This window comes from Paraburkholderia podalyriae (assembly GCF_014397785.1).
GTDB lineage: Bacteria > Pseudomonadota > Gammaproteobacteria > Burkholderiales > Burkholderiaceae > Paraburkholderia > Paraburkholderia podalyriae.
In genome coordinates, this window is sequence record NZ_VZQQ01000014.1 from 1 (window position 1) to 19,805 (window position 19,805).

The window sequence follows — 19,805 nt, forward strand, 5'->3', positions numbered from 1 at the left end:
CCTGCGCCTGCGTCACACCGGCCGACACGGCGATCACCTCGGTCGCGACGCCCGCTTCCTTCAGACGCACGGCTTCTTCCACCGCGATTTCGTCGAACGGGTTCATCGACATTTTCACGTTCGCGATGTCGACGCCCGTCCCGTCCGATTTCACGCGGACTTTCACGTTGTAGTCGACCACTCTTTTCACTGGCACCAGAATTTTCATGCACACGCTCCAAAGTTACGAATACGTCAACCCGACGAACATTATAGCGACTGCCCTTATGACAACCGTGTCGCGGGCGCTTTGCGCGAGGATATCGCTCCTCAGCGGCGTGACGGCAATATCGAACGATCGTTCTATTTTAATCTCCAAAAAACCCGGGAGACAACCCCGGGTTCCGACTCGGACCTCTAATTTCGCATTGCCGTCGTGTCCTGCGAGGTTCGTTGACGGTTACATCACCAGGAGGTGATCACCGAGCCGCCGAATTTGCTGTCAACGAACTGCTTCACTTGCGGCGAGTGGTACGCCGCGACGAGCTTCGCGACCCACGGCTTGTTCTTGTCCGCGTCACGAATCGCGATCACGTTCACGTACGGACCCTTCGGGTCTTCGATTGCGATGGCGTCCTGCTTCGGCTTGAGGCCCGCTTCCATCGCGAAGTTGGTATTGATCGCGGCGGCGTCGACATCGCCCAGCGAACGCGGAATCTGTGCCGCGTCGAGTTCGACGATCTTCAGTTTCTTCGGATTGTCGACGACATCCAGCGGCGTCGCCCTCAGCCCCGCATCGGCGCGAAGCTTCAGCACACCCTGCTTCTGCAGCAACAGAAGCGCGCGGGCGCCGTTGGTCGGGTCGTTCGGCACCGCGATCTTCGCGCCCGGCTGCAGTTCGGTGAGCGACTTGAACTTCTTCGAGTAGATCCCCATCGGGTAGGTGACCGTATCGGCGATACGGATCAGCTTGTAGCCACGATCCTTCACCTGCGCCTGCAAGTATGGGTCGTGCTGGTAGCTGTTCGCGTCCAGATCGCCGCTCGCGAGCGCCGCGTTCGGCTGCACGTAATCGGAAAATTCGACGATCTTGATGTTCAGGCCATTCTTCGCGGCGACCGTCTTCACGACGTCCATGATCTGCGCGTGCGGGCCGCCGGTGACGCCGACCTTGATCGTGTCTTCGGCATGCGCCGCGGCGGTGGCGAACAGCGTTGCCGCGCCGATCACGGCGGCCAGCTTGAGAATGAAGCGACGTTGCATGATGGACCTTTTTGCGAATCTCTATTGGCGGGCTTCCGAACGCCCTTGTTTATTTGTGGCTCAAACGACGCACGAGCCAATCCCCAAACGACTGCACGAGTTGCACGAACACGATCAGAATCAGCACGACCGCGAGCATCACTTGTGGCAGGAAGCGCTGATAGCCGTAGCGGATGCCGAGGTCGCCAAGACCGCCGCCGCCGACCGCGCCGGCCATCGCCGAATAGCCGACCAGCGACACGAAGGTGATCGTCAAACCGGCGACCACGCCCGGCAGCGATTCCGGCAGCAGCACCTTGAAGACGATCTGGCGGGTGGTCGCGCCCATCGCCTGGGCCGCCTCGATGAGCCCGCGATCAACCTCGCGCAGCGCCGTTTCGACCAGGCGCGCGATGAACGGCGCCGCGGCGATCGTCAGCGGCACGATCGCGGCCGCGGTGCCGATCGACGAACCGACGACCAGCCGCGTAAACGGAATGACGGCGACCAGCAGAATGATGAACGGCGTCGAGCGCACCGCATTGACGACCACGCCCATCACGCGATTCAACGCGACGTTTTCGAGCACGCCCTGGCGGTCGGTCAGATACAGCAGCACGCCGAGCGGCACGCCGACCACAGCGCCGATCAGTCCGGAGATGCCCACCATGATGAGCGTCTCCCAGAACGACTGGACGAACATATCGAACATTTCACTCAACATGCGAGAGCTCCTCCACTACGACACCCTGCTCGCGCAGAAACGTGATCGCCTGCGCGACCTTGGCCGGATCGCCGCCCGCGAGCACCGCCAGCGAGCCGAACGCCTGCCCCTGGATCTCGTCGATCTGGCCGTGCAAGATGTTGAAGTCGAGCTCGTAGCGGCGAATCGTCTCCGACAGAATCGGCTGATCGACGCCCGAACCGGTGAACGCGAGGCGCAGCAGATGGCCGCTGCCGGTCTTCAGCCGCTGCGCGACGCGCGCCTTCATTGCGGGCGGCAGCTCCTGCGCGATCACGTCGCCGATCAGCGCGCGCGTGACTTCATGGCGCGGCTGCAGGAACACGTCGATCACCTTACCCTCTTCGACGACACGGCCCGCGTCGAGCACCGCGACGCGATCGCAGACCTGCTTGATGACGTCCATCTGGTGCGTGATCAGCACGATCGTCAGGTTCAGTTCGCGATTGATGCGCTTGAGCAGATCGAGGATCGCGCGGGTGGTCTCGGGGTCGAGCGCGGAGGTCGCCTCGTCCGACAGCAACACCTTCGGCTTGCTCGCGAGCGCACGCGCGATGCCCACGCGCTGCTTCTGGCCGCCGCTGATCTGCGCCGGATAGCGGTCCTTCTGAGCCGACAGACCGACGAGGTCGAGCAGCGGCAGCACGTTCGCCTCGATTTCGTCGCGCTTCATGCCGGCCAGCTCGAGCGGCAATGCGACGTTCTGATACACGGTGCGCGACGACAACAGATTGAAGTGCTGGAAGATCATGCCGATTTCGCGACGCGCGTCGCGCAATTGCGCGGCCGGCAACGTCGTCAAATCGCGGCCGTTGACGAGGATGTTGCCCTCGGATGGGCGCGTCAGCAGATTGAGGGTGCGCACGAGCGTGCTCTTGCCCGCGCCGCTGCGGCCGATGATGCCGAACACCTCGCCCGCTGGAATCGTCAGATTGACGTTGTGCAGCGCCTCGACCCAGCCCCGGGGCCCGGCAAACCGCTGAGAAACATTGCGTATTTCGATCATGGACAAACGAAAACGGCGGAGGCTGCCGGCGAGCACGGTGCTCCCGGCAAGCGGCCGCCGTTTCTATTATTGGGATTTGAGGTCGCCATTCTACCGCAGGGACGTCATACCCTTTAATAATCAATTCCGATCTTTTCATAACTTCAGGGCATTAGAGCCGCGCTTTACTACACGGCACGCGCGCCCCGAGCCACTCCGACTATGATCGGTCCATCTCCTTCAGCGCAGGCCGCCGCTATGCAGACTTCCCCGAGCCACACCGTGCGCGCGAGCGCCGGCAGTCTCAATAAAGACGCGCCGCAGCGCGCGTCGGTCATGACCGGCGACGGCATCGCGTTGCCGCTATACCGCTGGCAGCCGAGCAGACCGACACGCGCGACGGTCGCGCTGCTGCACGGTCTCGCCGAACATGCCGGCCGTTACGCCGCCGTCGCGGGCCGGCTGAACGCGTCGGGCATCGAGCTCGTCGCGATCGATCTGCGCGGTCACGGCCACGCGCCCGGTAAGCGCGCCTATGTGAAACGCTTCGACGACTACCTGCTCGATGCGCAGGCGCTGCTCGACGCCGCCGCGCAAAGCTGCGCGCCGTTATTCCTGATGGGTCACAGCATGGGTGGCGCGGTGGCGGCGCTGTATGCGATCGAGCGCCTCGACGCGAGCGGCCGGCGGCTGAGTGGCCTGATCCTGTCGAGCCCCGCCCTCGCGCCGGGACGCGACGTCCCCAAGTGGATGCTCGCGCTAAGCCAGCTGATCAGCCGGGCCTACCCGGGATTCCCGGCGATGAAGATCGACCCCGCGCTGCTGTCGCGCCTTCAGCCGGTGGTCAATGCCAACCGCAATGATCCGCTTGTGCATCACGACGCGATTCCGGCGCGCACGGGCGCCGAGCTGCTGCTCGCGATGGCGCGCATCGAACGCGGTCGCGCGGGGCTGCGCATGCCGCTGCTCGTGTTTCACGGCACCGACGACAAACTGACCGAGCCTGACGGCAGCCGCGCGTTCGGCGAACACGCTGGCTCGCCCGACAAGACGCTCGCGCTCTACGAGGGCAGCTATCACGAGACGATGAACGATCTCGATCGCGATCGGGTGATCGAGGCGTTGGTCGAGTGGATCGAAATGCGGGCGGCGGGACGGCGTTGAGCAGATGCAGCGCTGGCAGTCGTCGACTAGCGCTTCCACTGCGGCGCGCGTTTGTCGATGAACGCCTGCACGCCTTCGAACGCCGATTCGTCCATCATGTTGCACGCCATCGTCTGCCCGGCGAGCTGGTACGCGGCTTCGATGCCCATTTCAAGCTGCCGGTAGAACAGGTCCTTGCCCGCGCTGACCGCTTCGACCGGCTTCGCGCAGATGCTCGCGGCGAGCCGCGCGACTTCGTCGTCGAGCGCATCGGCTGGGGCGAGGCGGTTCACGAGCCCCTGTTTGCGCGCTTCGGCGGCGTCGATGAAATCGCCGGTCAGCAGCATTTCGAGCGCGGCCTTGCGCGACAGGTTGCGCGACAGCGGCACCGATGGCGTCGCACAGAACAATCCGAGGTTCACGCCCGACACGGCGAAGCGCGCGGTATCCGCAGCGACCGCGAGATCGCACATTGCGACGAGCTGGCAGCCGGCCGCGGTCGCGATGCCGTGCACGCGCGCGATCACCGGCTGCGGCATGCGCTGGATCGTCATCATCAGCTTCGTGCAGCGCGCGAACAGCTGCTGGTAGTACGCGAGCGACGGCGCCGCGCGCATCTCCTTGAGGTCGTGCCCCGCGCAGAACGCGCGGCCCGCGCCGGCGATCACGACCACGCGGGCATCGGTCTTCGCGATCCCCGTCAGCGTCTGCTGCAGTTCGTCGAGCAGCGCTTCGGACAGCGCGTTGAACGCTTCGGGCCGGTTCATCGTCACGCACACGACGCCCGCCACGCGATAAGCGTCGGGTTCGATCGTGACCAGCGACGCGTCGCCGGTGTTGGCAGGGCTGGCGTTCATGGCTCGCTCCTCGGTGCGTGAATGTCGATCTTCGCTCGCCGGCTTTCGGGCCGCTCAAATCTCCGCCAGCGACCGCACGTGCGCGACCACACTGCGTCCGAGCGCCGACAGGTTATAGCCGCCCTCCAGACAACTGACGATGCGCCCGCGTGCGTAGCGCCTCGCGATTTCGCGCACCTGGTCGGTGATCCACGCGTAATCGTCTTCGACGAGGCCCATGTTGCCGAGGTCGTCCTCGCGATGCGCGTCGAAGCCGGCCGAGATGAACAGCATCTCCGGCCTGAACTCGTGCAGGCGCGGCAACCACAGCATGTCGACCGCTTCGCGCACGGCCATGCCGTTCGAGCGCGCCGGCATCGGCACGTTGCACATGTTGGACGCCTGGTTGTCGGCGCCGGTGAACGGATAGAACGGGTGCTGGAAGATGCTGCACATCAGCACCCGCGGGTCGCCCGAGAACGCGGCCTCGGTACCGTTGCCGTGATGCACGTCGAAGTCGATGATGGCGACGCGCGCGAGGCCATGCACGTCGAGCGCGTGGCGCGCGGCGATCGCGACGTTGTTGAAGAAGCAGAAGCCCATCGCGCGCGCCGGCTCGGCGTGATGGCCCGGCGGCCGTACGCTGCAGAACGCGTTGTCGTAACGGCCTTCGATCACCGCGTCGGTGGCGGCAACGGCCGCGCCCGCCGCGCGCAGCGCGGCCTGCCAGGTGTGCGGGTTCATCGCCGTGTCGGGATCGATTTCGGCGATGCCTTCGACGGGCGCGCGGCCACGGATGTAGTCGACGTGCGCCCGCGTGTGCACGCGCAGCAGCGCGGCCTCGTCGACGAGCGGCGGCGACACGCGCTCGATCAGCGCGTCAATGCGGCTCGCGATCAGTTGATCCTCGATCGCCTGCAGGCGCGCGGGACACTCTGGATGCCACTGCCCCATGTCGTGCAGCAGACAGTCGGCGTGGGAATAGAAGCCTGTTGCCATAGTTTGTGTTGTGCGTCTCTTCTACGGCGCGGCGCATGGACTGTGCGCGCGGCGTGTCTCCGTCGAGCGGCGCGCGCTCCCGCGCGCCTGGATTCGTCAAGTTACCACACGACGCCGCTGTCGCTGAATCGGCACGGTTTTGCGAAAGCCGTCGGGTATACTTCCCCGACCCGTTATTCGCCGTTTCGTTCCTGCCGCTTTCCGACTGCTTCCAGCCTTTCACGCATCGCGCCCACTGCTCACCATGACCGTCAAGCTTGCTCTGTCCGCACGATCCCCACGCAACCGGCTTCGCCTCGGCACCCTCGCCGCCTCACTGAGCGTCGCATCGTGCATGTTCATCGCAGCAAGTCCCGCAAGCGCGCAACGCGCCACGAAGAAAGCGCCGGTGCAGGTCGCGCAGAGCCAGCCGCAGCAGCCGGTACCACAAGGGCAAACGTTCGAGGAAGAGATCATTCCGCAGCGCTATGCGCACAACGCGAACGTCGATGCGTTCATCAACGAGATGGTCGCGCGCTACGATTTCGACGAAGCATCGCTGCACGCGCTGTTCACCGGCGTCAGCTACTCGGCGACCGCGGTGAAGCTCGTCACCCCGTCACCGACGCCTTCGATCAAGAACTGGCGCGCGTATCAGGCGCGCTTCCTCGACCCGGTGCGCGTCAATGCCGGCGTGCAGTTCTGGAGCGAGAACCGGGCCACGCTGCAGCGCGCTTATCAGGAGTTCGGCGTGCCGCCCGAGATGATCGTCGGCATCATCGGCGTCGAGACGATCTACGGTCGCTACATGGGTAACTTTCGCGTGCTCGATGCGCTCACCACGCTGAGCTTCGATTATCCGAACACCGCGAATCGCGCGGACCGCCAGGCGACCTTCCGCAAGAATCTCGAAGACTACCTGGTGTGGACGCGCGACTCGCAGATCGACCCGAACACGGTGCTCGGCTCGTACACGGGCGCGATCGGCATTCCGCAGTTCCTGCCGAGCAGCATCGTCCAGTACGCGGTCGACTACGAGGGCAACAAGCGCATCGATCTGCGCACGAGCGATGCCGATGCGATCGGCAGCGTCGCGAATTATCTGCGTCAGAACGGCTGGGAAAACGGCCGGCCGGTGGTGTGGCGAATCGGCTCGGACGCGGGCAGCCTGGGTGTTGCGCAGGCGGCCGCCAATGGTCAGCCGGAGCCGCACTGGCCGCTCGATCAGTTGCTGCGCGCCGGGCTGGTGCTGAACGAGCCGAACATCGACACTGCTTCCGAAGCGGGCACGCCGGTCACGGTGGTCGATCTGCCGAGCCCGGGGCGTGGCACCGAGTTCGTGCTCGGCCTGAAGAACTTTTACGTGCTCACGCGCTACAACCGCAGCTTCTTCTATGCGCTCGCGGTGTATCAGCTGGGTCAGAAGGTCAAGGCGCAGATTGATGCGATCGACGCGGCGAATGCCGCGAAAGCGGCCAACAACGGCAACGCGTCGCAAGGTCAGGCGGATCAGTCGAACGCTGCTTCGCAGTGAGTCTCGCCGCGAGTCGCCGTGCGCGTCTCGCGTTGAAGGACGTAAAAAAAGCGCCGGCTCGACCGGCGCTTTTTATTGGCTCGCGCGCCCGCGAAGGCGCCCGGCGACCCGCCTACGCGGGAAACACCCCCGTGGACAGATAGCGGTCGCCGCGATCGCAGACGATGAACACGATCGTCGCGTTTTCGACCTGACGTGCGATGCGCAGCGCCACTTCGCACGCGCCGCCCGACGAAATGCCCGCGAAAATGCCTTCGACCGACGCCATCCGGCGCGCCATCGCCTCGGCTGCGGCTTGACTGACGTTCTCCACGCGGTCGACGCGGCTGCGGTCGAAAATCTTCGGCAGATAAGCTTCCTGCCATTTGCGAATGCCTGGAATACGGGAGCCTTCTTCCGGCTGCGCGCCGATGATTTCTATCTGCTGGTTCTGCGTTTTCAGATACGTGGAGACGCCCATGATCGTGCCCGTCGTGCCCATCGACGATACGAAGTGCGTGATGCGCCCTTCCGTGTCGCGCCAGATTTCCGGGCCCGTGCCTTCAATATGCGAGGCTGGATTGTCCGGGTTCGCGAACTGATCGAGGATGATGCCCTTGCCTTCGCGCTGCATCTGCTCGGCGAGATCGCGCGCGTACTCCATGCCGCCTTTGACCGGCGTCAGAATGATTTCCGCGCCGTAGGCGGCCATGCTCTGACGGCGCTCGACCGACAGATCTTCCGGCATGACCAGCACCATCCTGTAGCCGCGGACCGCGGCGGCCATCGCGAGCGCGATGCCGGTGTTGCCGCTCGTCGATTCGATCAGTGTGTCGCCCGGCTTGATGCGTCCGCGTGCCTCCGCCTTCCTGATCATCGACAGCGCCGGTCGGTCCTTCACCGACCCCGCCGGATTGTTGCCCTCCAGCTTCGCAAGGACCACGTTGTTGCGGCTGCGGATCTCGTCGTCGGGAAGCCGGACGAGTTGGACGAGCGGCGTATTGCCGATCGTGTCTTCGATTGTTTTGTATGCCATATGGGGTCTAGCGATCGATGCGCGCGAAAGAGTGTCTTCAATGCATCGATTCTAAACCACGATCTTCGACGCCGCCCTGCAGCCCTGGTGTCCGCATGGATGCATGCCGGTTGCTAAGCCGAACGCCCGCGGCTGCGAGCCGCGGGAGATCGTGTATACCAATCGACGGAACGGGACGTTCGCGAAGCCCTGCGTTGCAAGCCGCCCGTCAGCATGGCACGCGCAAGGCTCGCGACCGCTTACTTCTTCACCGCCACGGCGGCGGCGCCCTTCTGCGCGGCGCCGGGAGCGGCCGCAGCGGCCGGCTCCTTACCCGTTGCAGCTGCCGCAACCTGCGTGCTAGCAGCCGCGCCAGCCGGTCCGACAGCGAGACCCTCCGCCTGCAGGCGCTCGATGGTGTGCCCGCCCATGCCCTTGACGCGCTTGCCGAGATCGGCCGCGTCCTTGAATGGGCCGTGCGCATTGCGTTCGTCGAGAATCGCTTTGACTTTTGACGGACCGAGGCCCTTGATGCCGCGCAGCGCGTCTTCGTTAGCCGTGTTGACGTCGACCGCCGCATACGCGTGGCCGAAGGCGGCGAGCATCGCCGCGGTAACCAGTACTTTTCGAAACATATTGGAATCTCCCTGTTGCCACTGGCCGGAGACCATCACCGGTCAGGAGATTCCAGTTTAAAGAGGATGCCGTACGAATCACACCTGGCCGAACAGCCAACGCACGTAACGATCGACACCTTCCTGCACGCTCAGAAATGGCGCGTCGTAGCCGGCCGCGCGCAGCTTCGACTGATCGGCCTGTGTGAAGCACTGATACTTGCCGCGCAGCGCGTCGGGAAACGGAATGTATTCGATCAGCCCGCGTTGCACCTGATCCGCGAGCGACAGCGCCGGCTCGTTGTTCAGCGCGCGCAGCGTGTTCACCACGGTGCCCGCGATGTCGTTGAACGGCTGCGCGCGGCCGGTGCCGAGATTGAAAATGCCCGACTTCTCCGGATGATCGAAGAAGAACAGGTTGACCTTGACGACGTCTTCGACCGAGATGAAATCGCGCGTCTGCTCACCGGCCGCATAGCCGTTGTATTCGCCGAACAGCTTGACCTTGCCCTCGGCGCGGAACTGGTTGAAGTTGTGAAACGCGACCGACGCCATGCGCGCCTTGTGCGTTTCGCGCGGACCGTACACGTTGAAATAACGGAAGCCCGTAATCTGGCTTTTTGCCGTGGGCAGCACGCGGCGGATCACCTGGTCGAACAAAAACTTCGAATAGCCGTATACATTCAGCGGCTGTTCGACCTCGCGCTCTTCGACGAAGCGGCTCGAGCCGCCATACGTCGCCGCCGACGACGCGTATAGAAACTGGATGTTCTGCGCGAGGCAGACGTCGAGCACGTCGCGGCTATAGCGATAATTGTTGTCCATCATGTAGCGGCCGTCGGTTTCCATCGTGTCCGAGCAGGCGCCTTCATGGAAAATTGCGCGCACCTTGCCGAAGTCGCCGCGCCTGAAGCGCTCGACGAATTCGGTTTTGTCGAGATAGTCGTCGATTTCGCAGTCGACCAGATTCCTGAACTTGTCCGCGCGCGTAAGGTTATCGACGGCGATGATGCGTTGTTCGCCGCGCTCGTTGAGCGCCTTGACGAGATTGCTGCCGATAAAACCGGCCGCGCCGGTGACGATTACAGTCATGATGATCCTGCGGTAGTGAGCTTCGTTCAGTCAACGCCGCGCGGGGTGCGCTGGCCCGTCAGGACGACAGGGCCCCGCGAGCTGCATCAGGAAAAGAGTTCGTCGTAGTCGACGGTGGCGGTGCCGAGTTTGCCGACCACGATGCCGGCCGCGCGATTCGCGAGCCCGACCGCGTCGACCAGCGAAAGACCCGCGCCGAGCATCGCGGCGAGCGTCGCAATCACGGTGTCGCCGGCGCCCGACACATCATACACTTCGCGCGCAACGGCCGACGCGTGCAGGATGCCATCGTCGGAGAACAGCGTCATGCCCTCCTCCGAGCGCGTCAGCAGCAGCGCCTTGAACTGGAGCTCGGCGCGCAGCTTCGTGACGCGGGTGATCAGATCTTCCTCGGACTTCCATTGTCCGACGACCTCGCGCAACTCCGCGCGATTCGGCGTGATCAGCGTTGCGCCACGATAGCGCTCCCAGTCGTCGCCTTTCGGATCGACGAGCACCGGTTTGCCAGCCGCGTGCGCCTTCGCGATCATTTGCGTCACGTGCGTGAGGCCGCCCTTCGCGTAGTCGGACATCAGGATCACGTCGTATGACGGCAGCAGCTCGTCGAAACGCGCGAGGCCCGCGAGCAGCACTTCGTGTGCCGGCGAGTTTTCGAAATCGACGCGCAGCAACTGTTGCTGACGCGACAGCACGCGCAGCTTGATCGTCGTCAGCAAGGCCGGATCGCGTTCTAGATGCGGCGTCACGCCGCTTTCGCCGAGCAGTTGCACGATGCGCTCGCCGGGCTCGTCATGACCCACCACGCACAAAAGACCCGCCTGCGCGCTGAGCGCGATCGCGTTGCGCGCGACGTTCGCCGCGCCGCCCAGCCGATCTTCCTGGCGCTGCACGTGCACGACCGGCACGGGCGCCTCCGGAGAAATGCGGTTCACGTCACCGAACCAGTAACGGTCGAGCATCACGTCGCCGACCACCAGCACGCGCGCTGCGTTGAGCTGCGCGCGCGGCACGGTCGGGAGCTTCTGCGGCGTCGTGGACGCGGGCGCCGCGGGCATGGACTCAGGCATCGACCGGAAGTTCAGAGGGTTGGGCATAGGGGCGTCCAATAGCGTGGTAGTCGATACCGAGCTCGGTCATCGCGTCCGGTTCGTATAGATTGCGGCCGTCGAAAATCAGCGGTGTCTTCAGCACCGATTTCAGATGCACGAAATCAGGACTCTTGAACTCCTTCCATTCGGTCACGATGACGAGCGCGTCGGCGCCGATCAGCGTTTCGTCCTGAGTGCTCGTGAACGTGAGGCGCGCCAGCTGCTCCGGCGCAGCGTGCAGATCCATCGCGAATACGCGACGCGCCTCGGCCACCGCGACCGGATCGTACGCGCGTACGCTCGCGCCGCGCGCGAGCAATTCGCCGATCACGCGGCGGCTCGGCGCCTCGCGCATGTCGTCGGTATTCGGCTTGAACGCGAGACCCCACACCGCGAGCGCGCGGCCGCTCAAATCCTCGCCGAGCTTCGCGGTGATCTTGTTCACGAGCACGTCCTTCTGCTGGTAGTTCACTTCCTCGACCGCCTCGAGAATGCGCAGGTTGTGACCGCTCTCGCTCGCGGTGCGAATCAACGCCTGCACGTCCTTGGGGAAGCACGAGCCGCCATATCCGCAGCCCGCATACAGGAAGTGATAGCCGATACGCGGATCGGAACCGATGCCGCGACGCACCGCTTCGATGTCGGCGCCGACCTTGTCCGCGAGATTCGACATCTCGTTCATGAACGAGATGCGCGTCGCGAGCATTGCGTTGGCCGCGTACTTCGTGAATTCGGCCGAGCGCACGTCCATGTATAGCGTGCGCTCGTGATTGCGGTTGAACGGCGCGTAAAGACGCTTCATCATTTCGCGCGCGCGCACGCCCGGTTCGTCTTCGTCGATACCGATCACGATGCGATCGGGGCGCATGAAGTCGTCGACGGCGGCGCCTTCCTTCAGGAACTCGGGGTTCGACACGACCGAGAAGCGATGCTGCGCGCTGCCGGCAAGCCCGCGCTTCGCGAGTTCTTCGTCGATCACCGCGCGCACGCGCTGCGCGGTGCCGACCGGCACCGTCGATTTGTCGACGATCACCTTGAAACCGTTCATCGTGCGGCCGATGTTGCGCGCGGCCTCGAGCACGTATTGCAGGTCGGCGGAGCCGTCTTCGTCGGGCGGCGTGCCGACCGCGATGAACTGCACGTCGCCGTGCGCGACGCTCGCCGCGACGTCGGTCGAGAACGTGATGCGGCCGGCCGCGCGCGTGCGCGCAATCATCTCCTGCAAGCCCGGTTCGTGAATCGGCACGCCGCCCTTGTTGAGAATGTCGATCTTGCGCTGATCGACGTCCAGACAGAAGACGTCGTTGCCGATTTCGGCGAGACACGCGCCGGTGACAAGGCCCACATAGCCGGTGCCGATAATGGTGATTTTCATACGCTTTCCGGTAGAGGGTTCCGGTGGTGAATGCCGGTCATGAAGCCGGCGATAATCTCGTTGCGAAATTCGCGGGGCGGTCGCGCGGCAATCGACGCCGACGCGGCCAACGCCGCCCGTGCGCCGTCAGCTCGACGCGGTAATGGGCTCGACGCGGCGTGGCGCATAGGTTTCCCAACCGCTGCAACCGGGGCACTGCCAGTAGAAAAGCCGCGCCCTGAAACCACAATTCTGGCACGTATAGCGCGGCAGATTCTTGGTGCGCTGCCGGATCAGTGTGCGCATCAACTCGAGCTCGCTGCGCCGCGGCTCTTCGGCGACGGCCTGCTGCGCTTCGAGCAGGCGCGTCATGCCGGCCAGATTCGGCGACTTCTGCATTTGCGTGCGCGCGAGTGCATGCGCGGCATCGGCGCCGCGCAGCGACGCGACGTGCTGATACGCGACATCGAGCAGATCGTTGCTCGGATGACGGTCGACCCACGTGGTCAGCAGATCGGCGCCCTCCTGCGCCCGGCCGAGCGCTTCATACGCCTTCATGATCTTCTCGGCGACGAGCGGCAGATACGCGGGGTTCTGTTCCTCGACGCGGCGCCATTGCCCGATCGCCGCTTCCGGCGCGCCGCCGGTCACGTCGACATCGCCGAACAGGATCGTCGCGCGCACGTTGGTCGGGTTAGCCTTCAGCGCGAGACCGAGCTGGTGACGCGCTTCGTCCGGTTTCTTCTGCTGCAGCGCTTCCTGCGCAAGTTCGCAATGGAACTGCGCAATTTCCTTGTCGAGCGACGGTGCGCCCATCGTTTCGAGGTGTCGCGCGGTATCGATCGACTTGACCCAGTCCTTCTCGATCTCGTAGATCGTCAACAGCGCGCGTTGAGCGCCCAGTGCGTAATCGCCCGCCTGCAGCGAGCGGAAGGTTTCTTCGGCACGGTCGAGCAGACCTGCTTTCAGGAAGTCCTGGCCGAGCTCGTACAGCGCGTGATCGCGCTCACTGACAGGCAGGTCCGCGCGGCTCAGCAGATTTTGGTGCACTCGGATCGCTCGATCCGTTTCGCCGCGCCGGCGGAACAGATTGCCGAGCGCGAAATGCAATTCGACCGTTTCAGGGTCGAGCTTGACGACTTCGATGAATGCGTCGATCGCCTGGTCAGGCTGTTCGTTGAGCAGGAAGTTCAGACCGCGAAAATACGAACGCGGCAGGTTGGCGCTTTCGGACAGCAGCGTCTTGAGGTCGTAGCGCGCAGCCATCCAGCCGAACGCGAACGCGACGGGTATGACCAGCAGCCACCAGAAGTCTAGATCCATGCGATTAATGCAAATGTGCGGGAAGCGGAAACGAAAAGCCGCGCTCAGCGCGCGCGGCGCAAAATAGCTCAGATCAGCGGCGGCAGCGGCGGCTGCTCGACGACGGGTGGGGTTTCGCGCGCCACGCGCAGTTCGCGCCTGAGCCGGCCATTCTCCATGCGCAGACGCACGACGGCCGGCATCGCCGATATAAGCCCCGCGAGCAAGCCGATCACGAAAAATGCGAGGCCAATCAGAATCAGAGGCGCCGACCAGACGTAGCCGGCGAGGAAATTCAGCGTAGCGGGTTGCGTGTTGGAGAGCGCCAGCACCAGCAGCAGCACGAACACCAGCACACGGATCAGCCAGACGATAAATTTCATGAATGGATCTCTTGACGGCAGTTGCGGGGTGACGCCGGCTCGATGACGCGTCGCGCCACAGTGTTGCCCGCGCCGAAGTGACCCGTATTGTAATGGATGCCCTCGCGACTGGGCAGCACGTGGCGGGACGGGGCACTTACAGGCGATTCGCGAAATGCAACGGCCACCGGAAGGCGGCCCCTCAAATCATGGACGAAAAAAAAGCGCCCGAAGGCGCTTTTCCTGGTCTTTTGCCGACTGGCTTTGGCCGCTGACGCTAGCTATGCCACGCTGCAAGACGCACAGCGGAGTCATTAAAGGTCGTCATCCGGCTCCTCGGCCTTCAGCGGCTCGCCCGCGCGACGATCCACCCGCTCACGCAATTCCTTGCCCGGCTTGAAGTGCGGTACGTATTTCTCGGGTACCAGCACCTTCTCGCCCGACTTCGGATTGCGCCCGACGCGGGAGGGACGGCGGTTGAGGCCGAAGCTGCCGAAGCCACGAATTTCGATACGATGACCTTTGGCAAGCGCCTCCGACATCGCATCGAGCATCGTCTTCACCGCGAAATCCGCATCTTTGAGAACAAGTTGCGGAAATCGCGTAGCCAGCTGGGCGACCAATTCCGATTTGGTCATACTGCAGCAGACCTCTCAGGCTTACTGGTTCTGGCCGTCGAGCTTGGCCTTCAGCAACGCACCGAGGTTCGTCGTGCCGGTAGCGGCTGCGCTCGAATCCGAAGCAGCGAGGCCGCGAATGGCTTCCTGCTGCTCAGCCGAATCCTTCGCCTTGATCGACAGGTTGATGCCACGCGACTTGCGATCGATGTTAATGATCATTGCGTTGACCTTGTCGCCTTCCTTCAGCACGTTACGGGCGTCTTCCACGCGGTCCTGCGCGATTTCCGAAGCACGCAGATAGCCTTCGATTTCACCCGACAGCTGAACCACAGCGCCCTTCGCGTCCACCGACTTGACGGTACCGTCGACGATCGAACCCTTGTCGTTCATTGCAACGTAGTTGCTGAACGGGTCGCCTTCGAGCTGCTTGATACCAAGCGAAATTCGTTCCTTTTCGACGTCGATGCCGAGAACGATCGCTTCCACTTCGTCGCCCTTCTTGTACTTGCGAACGGCTTCCTCGCCGGTTTCGCTCCACGACAGATCCGACAGGTGAACCAGACCGTCGATTCCGCCCGGCAGACCAATGAACACGCCGAAGTCGGTGATCGACTTGATCGCGCCGCTGATCTTGTCGCCCTTCTTGAAGTTGCGGCTGAAGTCGTCCCACGGGTTCGGCTTGCACTGCTTCATGCCGAGGCTGATACGACGGCGGTCTTCGTCGATTTCGAGAACCATGACTTCGACTTCGTCGCCCAACTGGACAACCTTCGACGGAGCAACGTTCTTGTTGGTCCAGTCCATTTCCGATACGTGGACAAGTCCTTCAATGCCCGATTCCACTTCGACGAACGCGCCGTAGTCGGTGATGTTGGTGACCTTACCGAACAGACGCGTGCCCGACGGGTAACGGCGCGAGATGCCTTCCCACGGATCGTCGCCCAGTTGCTTGATACCGAGTGAAACGCGGTTCTTTTCCTGGTCGAACTTGAGGATCTTCGCGGTGACTTCCTGGCCAACCGACAGAACTTCGCTCGGGTGACGCACACGACGCCATGCGATGTCGGTGATGTGCAGCAGGCCGTCGATACCGCCGAGATCCACGAACGCGCCGTAGTCGGTGATGTTCTTGACCACGCCTTCGACGATCGCGCCTTCCTTCAGCGTTTCGAGCAGTTTCGCGCGCTCTTCGCCTTGCGTTGCCTCGATGACGGCGCGGCGCGACAGCACGACGTTGTTACGCTTGCGGTCCAGCTTGATGACGCGGAATTCGAGGGTCTTGCCTTCGTACGGGGTCGTGTCCTTGACCGGACGCGTATCAACCAGCGAACCCGGCAGGAACGCGCGGATGCCGTTGACCATCACGGTCATGCCGCCCTTGACCTTGCCCGTGATCGTGCCGGTCACGAGTTCGTTGTTGTCCAGCGCTTTTTCCAGCGACAGCCACGAAGCCAGACGCTTCGCCTTGTCGCGCGACAGGATCGTGTCTCCATAGCCGTTTTCCAGCGCGTCGATCGCGACGGAAACGAAGTCGCCCGCCTGCACTTCTACCTCGCCCGCGTCGTTCAGGAACTCTTCGAGCGGGATGTAGGCTTCGGACTTCAGACCAGCGTTAACGACCACGAAGTTGTGGTCGACACGCACGACTTCGGCGGAGATCACTTCGCCAGCGCGCATGTCCTGCTTGGTCAGCGACTCTTCGAACAGAGCCGCAAAAGATTCGGTATTCGGGGTAGAGGTTTGCAGGTCGGACATAAAAATCAGAGTTTGCATGGTTTTCGCAGCGCCTGGCTCACCGGACCGGTCAGCAACTACGGCAAATACGCGAACGCCACGCGGGGTTAAAGGGTTAAAAACAACGCTTCGCGACCATCGCGAAGCACCTACCAACAACGGGACTGCCGCTGTCTGGCCGCTGCTGCGCGACCGATTTCAGTTACGCATGCGGGACCAGCGCTTCATACCATTGCACCACCTGCTCGACCGCCTGGTCGATCGACAATGCCGAGGTATCAAGCAGCTTTGCATCCGCCGCGGGCTTGAGCGGCGCGGCCGCGCGCTGACTGTCACGCTCGTCGCGTTCACGCAAATCCCGGAGCAAGTCATCTATATTAGCAGAAAATCCTTTTTGGATCAATTGCTTATGCCGCCGCGTCGCGCGGGCCTCGACGCTCGCGGTCATGAATACCTTCAACACGGCGTCCTGGAAGATTACGGTGCCCATGTCGCGGCCGTCGGCGACGAGCCCCGGCTCTTTGCGAAACGCGCGCTGACGCGCCACCAGCGCGACTCGTACCGGCGCGTGCACGGCGATCGCCGAGGCGCGGCTGCCCACTTCCTCAGCCCGAATTTCGGTCGATACGTCGACGCCGTCGATCTGCGCGAGCCCCTCGCGAAACGTGATATGGAGATCGCCGATCAGTTTGACAAGTGCGACGACATGGTCCTCCGCGATGCCGTAGCGCAGGCTCGCAAGCGCCGCGAGCCGGTACAGCGCGCCACTGTCGAGCAGGTGAAAGCCGAGATTGGCGGCCACCATCGCGGCCACAGTGCCTTTGCCGGAGGCGCTGGGGCCGTCGATCGTAATGACGGGCGTCTGGTGAAAGGGACGGGTCGGTTTCATCGAAAAAGTCGCACGTCGGGCGATTCGCACGCGAATCTGGGTTGAATCAGGGATGCGCGAGCGCGGCGAAGCGCTCGAAATAATCGGGGAACGTCTTGCCGACGCACTTCGGATCGTTGATGCGGATCGGCACGCCGCCCAGGCTCACGAGCGAGAAGCACATCGCCATGCGGTGATCGTCGTAGGTGTCAATCGCGGCATTCGGGATCAGCTTCTCGGGTGGCGTGACGACGAGGAAATCCTCGCCCTCCTGCACCTTCGCGCCGACCTTGCGCAACTCGGTCGCCATCGCGGCGATGCGGTCGGTTTCCTTCACGCGCCAGCTCGCGATGTTGCGCAGCGTGGTCGTGCCGTCCGCGAACAGCGCGGCGACGGCGATCGTCATCGCGGCATCGGGGATCAGGTTGAAGTCCATGTCGATCGGATCGAGCTTGCCGTGGTCGGTGCCGACGCCGCGCACTTCGATCCAGTCGTCGCCCATCTGCAGGTTCGCGCCCATCTTGATGAGCGCATCGGCAAATCCGACGTCGCCCTGGATGCTCGCGCGGCCTACGCCCTCCACTTTCAGCGGCCCGCCGCCGAGCGCGCCCGCGGCGAGGAAATACGACGCCGACGACGCATCCCCTTCCACCATGATCGTGCCCGGCGACTGATACCGCTGCGCCGCTGGCACCACGAACTGGTGCCAGCCGTGACGCTCGACCTTGATGCCGAAGCGCTCCATCAGCTTGATCGTGATCTCGATGTACGGCTTCGAGATCAACTCGCCGTCGACCTGCACGGTGGTGACGCCGCTCGATGTGCGCAAGAGGGGCAGCGTCATCAACAGCGAAGTCAGGAACTGGCTCGACACATCGCCGCGCACGCGGATCGGCGCGTCGGCCGTAATCTGCGCGGGGCGGATGCGCAGCGGCGGATAGCCCTCGTTCTGCTCATAGTCGATCTTCGCGCCGATCTGGCGTAGGCCGTCGACGAGATCGCCGATCGGCCGCTCGTGCATGCGCGACACGCCGTGGATCCGGTAGTCGCCGCCGTTCACGGCGAGCGCCGCGGTCAGCGGACGCACCGCCGTGCCCGCATTCCCGAGGAACAGGTCGGCCGTACGCGCGGTGAACGCGCCGCGCGTACCGGTCACGGCGCAGGTGTCGCCTTCGCGCTTCAGGCGTACGCCAAGCTTTTCGAGCGCGTCGAGCATCACCCGGGTGTCGTCGGAATCGAGCAGGTTCGTGATCGTCGTCTCGCCTTCGGCGAGCGCGGCGAGCAGCAGCACTCGGTTCGAGATGCTCTTCGAGCCGGGCAGACGAACCGTGCCGGACGCACGGGAAAAGGGTCCGAGATCGAGGAATTCCATGATGTGTCCAGTTTCCGGTTATTTGGACGCGTCGCCGTCGGCCACGCCAGCCGCGCGCTGCTCCTGCCACTGACTGCGCGCGACGCGCGAGCGCGCGAACACCGTTTCGAGCGCGGCGCCGTCGCCGGCTTCGATCGCAGCGCGCAGGCGCGCGAGCACCGCGGTGTACCCGTCAAGTTCGTCGAGCAGCGCCGCGCGATTGGCGACACATACGTCGCGCCACATCTCCGGACTCGACGCGGCGATGCGCGTGAAGTCGCGAAATCCGCCCGCCGCGAACGAGAACTTCAACCCGGCGTCGGGCGAATTGAGGATCTGCTCGACGAGCGCGAACGACAGCACGTGCGGCAGATGACTGACGGACGCGAACACGCGGTCGTGCTGCTGCGCCGTCATGTTCCGCACCAATGCGCCGGTGGCGCGCCACATCGCCGCGACGCGCTCGACCGCTTCCGGCGCGTTCTCCGGCAGCGGGCACAGCACGACGTTGCGGTTCACGTATAGATCGGGCAACGCGGCATCGACGCCGCTCGACTCGCGGCCGGCGATCGGATGGCCCGGCACGAACCGGCCGATCCGCGCGCCGAGCGCCGCGCGCGCGGCGACGACCACGTCGGATTTGGTGCTGCCCGCATCGGTGACGATCGTGTCGGCGTCGAGATGCGGCGCGATGCGTTCGAGCAGCGGCAGCGTCTGCGCGACCGGCGCCGCGAGCAGCACGAAGTCCGCGCCCGCGAGCGCGTCGCGCAACGCGGCGTCGTCGTTGAGCGCCGCGGCGCCGTCGATCACACCGAGCGCCAACGCGCGTTCGCTCGACGCGGACGTCCGTCCCACGCCAATTACCGTGCGCGCTCCGCCGGCCTCGCCGCGTTCACGCAACGCGCGCGCGAGCGATCCGCCGATCAGGCCAACACCGAAAATCACCAGCTTGTTAAAAGAAAACGCGGCCACGTCGTTCACACAATA

Annotated in this window: 20 protein-coding genes; 2 read left to right on the forward strand and 18 right to left on the reverse strand. The window is 64.0% G+C overall.

The genetic code is table 11. The features are described 5' to 3' along the window. The 4 genes from F6X42_RS17915 to F6X42_RS17930 all read right to left on the reverse strand — a co-directional run. The coding region (locus F6X42_RS17915) for an electron transfer flavoprotein subunit beta/FixA family protein (RefSeq protein ID WP_376776377.1) at window positions 1-208 on the reverse strand (208 nt) is incomplete at its 3' end. A 236-nt stretch (window positions 209-444) separates the two neighbouring features. Then, entirely contained in the window at window positions 445-1,242 is a 798-nt protein-coding gene (locus F6X42_RS17920; protein WP_187635510.1) for a MetQ/NlpA family ABC transporter substrate-binding protein, read from the reverse strand. A 49-nt stretch (window positions 1,243-1,291) separates the two neighbouring features. Then, a complete protein-coding gene (locus F6X42_RS17925) occupies window positions 1,292-1,945 on the reverse strand; it encodes a methionine ABC transporter permease (RefSeq protein ID WP_187635511.1) in 654 nt (217 codons plus the stop codon). Then, window positions 1,935-2,969, reverse strand: a complete 1,035-nt coding sequence (locus F6X42_RS17930) for a methionine ABC transporter ATP-binding protein (RefSeq protein ID WP_187635512.1) — start codon at window positions 2,967-2,969, stop codon at window positions 1,935-1,937. Before F6X42_RS17930 ends, F6X42_RS17925 begins: the two co-directional genes overlap by 11 nt. A 237-nt stretch (window positions 2,970-3,206) precedes the next feature. Here F6X42_RS17930 and F6X42_RS17935 point away from each other — a divergent pair, with 237 nt between their 5' ends. Further along, window positions 3,207-4,112, forward strand: coding sequence for an alpha/beta hydrolase (locus F6X42_RS17935; protein WP_187635513.1), 906 nt, complete (start codon window positions 3,207-3,209; stop codon window positions 4,110-4,112). 26 nt (window positions 4,113-4,138) lie between these two features. On the opposite strand, the gene F6X42_RS17940 is transcribed toward F6X42_RS17935, so the two are convergent. Both F6X42_RS17940 and F6X42_RS17945 read right to left on the reverse strand, forming a co-directional pair. Beyond that, window positions 4,139-4,948: an enoyl-CoA hydratase gene (locus tag F6X42_RS17940; protein WP_187635514.1), complete on the reverse strand. Its 810-nt coding sequence runs from the start codon at window positions 4,946-4,948 to the stop codon at window positions 4,139-4,141. 54 nt (window positions 4,949-5,002) lie between these two features. After that, window positions 5,003-5,926, reverse strand: coding sequence for a histone deacetylase family protein (locus F6X42_RS17945; protein WP_187635515.1), 924 nt, complete (start codon window positions 5,924-5,926; stop codon window positions 5,003-5,005). A 334-nt stretch (window positions 5,927-6,260) separates the two neighbouring features. On the opposite strand from F6X42_RS17945, the gene mltB reads away from it, so the two are divergent. Beyond that, a complete protein-coding gene (mltB, locus tag F6X42_RS17950; RefSeq protein WP_187635516.1) occupies window positions 6,261-7,439 on the forward strand; it encodes a lytic murein transglycosylase B in 1,179 nt (392 codons plus the stop codon). A gap of 112 nt (window positions 7,440-7,551) precedes the next feature. Here mltB and cysM read toward each other — a convergent pair whose 3' ends face one another. From cysM to F6X42_RS44030, 12 genes are all read right to left on the reverse strand, one after another. After that, complete coding sequence (gene cysM / locus F6X42_RS17955; protein WP_187635517.1) at window positions 7,552-8,454, reverse strand: cysteine synthase CysM; 903 nt, start codon at window positions 8,452-8,454, stop codon at window positions 7,552-7,554. A gap of 239 nt (window positions 8,455-8,693) precedes the next feature. Next, window positions 8,694-9,068 (reverse strand): ComEA family DNA-binding protein, encoded by a 375-nt coding sequence (locus F6X42_RS17960; RefSeq protein ID WP_187635518.1) that lies wholly within the window; start codon window positions 9,066-9,068, stop codon window positions 8,694-8,696. Between the two features lie 78 nt (window positions 9,069-9,146). Continuing rightward, the gene (rfaD, locus tag F6X42_RS17965) at window positions 9,147-10,139 is read right to left on the reverse strand and encodes an ADP-glyceromanno-heptose 6-epimerase (protein ID WP_187635519.1); all 993 of its coding nucleotides are present in this window, start codon (window positions 10,137-10,139) and stop codon (window positions 9,147-9,149) included. A gap of 86 nt (window positions 10,140-10,225) precedes the next feature. Continuing rightward, window positions 10,226-11,233 (reverse strand): D-glycero-beta-D-manno-heptose-7-phosphate kinase, encoded by a 1,008-nt coding sequence (gene rfaE1, locus F6X42_RS17970; RefSeq protein WP_281393989.1) that lies wholly within the window; start codon window positions 11,231-11,233, stop codon window positions 10,226-10,228. Further along, a complete protein-coding gene (locus F6X42_RS17975; protein WP_187635520.1) occupies window positions 11,199-12,602 on the reverse strand; it encodes a UDP-glucose dehydrogenase family protein in 1,404 nt (467 codons plus the stop codon). Before F6X42_RS17975 ends, rfaE1 begins: the two co-directional genes overlap by 35 nt. A gap of 126 nt (window positions 12,603-12,728) precedes the next feature. Then, the gene (gene lapB / locus F6X42_RS17980; protein WP_187635521.1) at window positions 12,729-13,904 is read right to left on the reverse strand and encodes a lipopolysaccharide assembly protein LapB; all 1,176 of its coding nucleotides are present in this window, start codon (window positions 13,902-13,904) and stop codon (window positions 12,729-12,731) included. Between the two features lie 68 nt (window positions 13,905-13,972). After that, window positions 13,973-14,266 carry a LapA family protein gene (locus F6X42_RS17985; protein WP_187635522.1) on the reverse strand — a complete coding sequence of 98 codons (294 nt, stop codon included), beginning with the start codon at window positions 14,264-14,266 and terminating at the stop codon, window positions 13,973-13,975. A gap of 293 nt (window positions 14,267-14,559) precedes the next feature. Continuing rightward, window positions 14,560-14,883: an integration host factor subunit beta gene (locus F6X42_RS17990; protein ID WP_006050255.1), complete on the reverse strand. Its 324-nt coding sequence runs from the start codon at window positions 14,881-14,883 to the stop codon at window positions 14,560-14,562. A 21-nt stretch (window positions 14,884-14,904) separates the two neighbouring features. Next, the gene (gene rpsA, locus F6X42_RS17995) at window positions 14,905-16,638 is read right to left on the reverse strand and encodes a 30S ribosomal protein S1 (RefSeq protein WP_187635523.1); all 1,734 of its coding nucleotides are present in this window, start codon (window positions 16,636-16,638) and stop codon (window positions 14,905-14,907) included. A gap of 163 nt (window positions 16,639-16,801) precedes the next feature. Then, a complete protein-coding gene (gene cmk, locus F6X42_RS18000) occupies window positions 16,802-17,488 on the reverse strand; it encodes a (d)CMP kinase (RefSeq protein WP_187635524.1) in 687 nt (228 codons plus the stop codon). A 46-nt stretch (window positions 17,489-17,534) separates the two neighbouring features. Beyond that, window positions 17,535-18,839, reverse strand: coding sequence for a 3-phosphoshikimate 1-carboxyvinyltransferase (gene aroA, locus F6X42_RS44025; RefSeq protein ID WP_246530122.1), 1,305 nt, complete (start codon window positions 18,837-18,839; stop codon window positions 17,535-17,537). 18 nt (window positions 18,840-18,857) lie between these two features. Further along, window positions 18,858-19,799: a prephenate dehydrogenase gene (locus tag F6X42_RS44030; protein ID WP_312892797.1), complete on the reverse strand. Its 942-nt coding sequence runs from the start codon at window positions 19,797-19,799 to the stop codon at window positions 18,858-18,860. Window positions 19,800-19,805 lie beyond the last annotated feature (6 nt).